At 38.0% G+C, this 1,491-nt stretch carries 3 protein-coding genes; all 3 read right to left on the reverse strand.

Translation table 11 applies throughout. The features are described from left to right. Positions 1–240: 240 nt before the first annotated feature. The 3 genes from PVK71_RS20220 to PVK71_RS20230 all read right to left on the reverse strand — a co-directional run bounded on the left by PVK71_RS20220 (position 241) and on the right by PVK71_RS20230 (position 1,387). The gene (locus PVK71_RS20220; protein ID WP_274421115.1) at positions 241–486 is read right to left on the reverse strand and encodes an ogr/Delta-like zinc finger family protein; all 246 of its coding nucleotides are present in this window, start codon (positions 484–486) and stop codon (positions 241–243) included. A 17-nt stretch (positions 487–503) separates the two neighbouring features. After that, on the reverse strand, positions 504–776 hold the full coding sequence (locus PVK71_RS20225; protein ID WP_274421116.1) for a hypothetical protein: 273 nt from the start codon (positions 774–776) through the stop codon (positions 504–506). 266 nt (positions 777–1,042) lie between these two features. Beyond that, positions 1,043–1,387: a hypothetical protein gene (locus PVK71_RS20230; RefSeq protein WP_274421117.1), complete on the reverse strand. Its 345-nt coding sequence runs from the start codon at positions 1,385–1,387 to the stop codon at positions 1,043–1,045. Positions 1,388–1,491 lie beyond the last annotated feature (104 nt).

A 1,491-nucleotide genomic window follows, 5' to 3' on the forward strand; every position in this document is an offset into this window, starting at 1 on the left:
TCTCCCCCCCCTCCGCACCGAAATTCAGTGCCGTTAAAAAACGAAAAATGAGAGCAAATAATAATGTGAAGAAATGACCGTTTAACATCATGATAATTAAAGGGAAATGTTATAATTATCACCGTTATTACGAACACCTTCAGGATCGCAATCGTTCGTTTTTGAGTTTATTAACATTAATTAAATCGTGAGCTTTCTCTTTTTTAATTTTCACTCAAAGAGAGTGGAAATAAGGCCATGTTACTCGTCGAATATATCAATTTGCTCATCATGAGAGCAGAGCTCTGGTTGCAAGGTGGGGTCAGGTTTCCCGCCGGTGCGTTTTGGGTAATGAGAGAACGACAAATGCAAGACAAATACTTTGGCGCAATTTAGATTCACGCATTGGCAATAGAGCTCGCGTAACTCACCGCTCACGCGTTTTGATGTGATCACATTTCCTTTTGTGTGGCAATGTGGGCATTCAATGAGAAGAGTGCGAGACATACTTTTATCCTTTTTGATCACGGTAGGCTAAGGTCAGCATCATCTTGTGAGCCAGTATAAAATTCAGCGACAGTCATTAAGCCAAGATAAGAAATAGATTGAATACTTGCGCTTTCGGCTAATTCGGTGTCACGAATTGCGCATTGTTTGCATGCATCAATAATGGCTTTTGTTATGTATTGATGTTCTGTTTTTATTTGAACTTCGCTAAAAGAAGTCGAGCCATCAGTACATAAAACTAAAAGGGAAATATAATACCAATGGAGGCGATGTTTGTTATCAGAGCTCATATAATTACCCAAGATTAATAAGGATAAAAACGCACTACAAATAGAGGTTATTTATAATGTATATCAAGTTCTTATTATAACATTTGCGTTTTATAAATGCTGCTTTTTTAAACGAAACAGTGCAAAAAAAGTACACATTTTAAAGCGAGGAAATGAGGTTTTTTATTCGCATGAGGTGTCTATTTCATAGGAGGGGGAATGTGGTTTGTTGATATAAAAAAAAGACCGCCTAAGCGATCTTTTATGCAACTGATAAGTGGCCTAATTTATTTTATTACGTTCTGACCTAGCCAGAACCCAAGCGCTACAATTCCAGCGACATTAGCTAAAAGAAAACCGAGAACGAGGTTAAATTTACTGTCAATTTTTGCAGAAAGCTCTTTGTTTACATTATCAATTTTTGTGGAAAGGTCTTTGTTTACAGTATCAATCTTAGCGTCGAGCTTATCGAACTTAGCATCCAATTTTACGTCTTGGCTATCCATCTTTTCACCAAGCTCTCGACGAACGCTATCAAGCTGCTCTTGTGTTACACCGTGACCAACAAGAGAGATAATTTGCTCCGCTGTTAGCGTGATAGGCGCTACTGATTTCGATTCATTGTCAGACATAATTCCCCCTTGAGTGTTGGTGATTGCAGTGTTGTTTTACTTTAAACCTGTTACACATTGCTGCACTAGATTGCATGTGCCTTTAATTCTACCACAGCATTTTT

Origin of the sequence: Aliivibrio sp. S4MY1, assembly GCF_028765545.1 — a bacterium.
Lineage (GTDB): Bacteria > Pseudomonadota > Gammaproteobacteria > Enterobacterales > Vibrionaceae > Aliivibrio.

What these genes read in the sequence shown, in the direction of transcription:
- PVK71_RS20220 (WP_274421115.1), bottom strand. Translation starts at nt 486, where the DNA reads ATGTCTCGCACTCTTCTCATTGAATGCCCACATTGCCACACAAAAGGA.
- PVK71_RS20225 (WP_274421116.1), bottom strand. Translation starts at nt 776, where the DNA reads ATGAGCTCTGATAACAAACATCGCCTCCATTGGTATTATATTTCCCTT.
- PVK71_RS20230 (WP_274421117.1), bottom strand. Translation starts at nt 1,387, where the DNA reads ATGTCTGACAATGAATCGAAATCAGTAGCGCCTATCACGCTAACAGCG.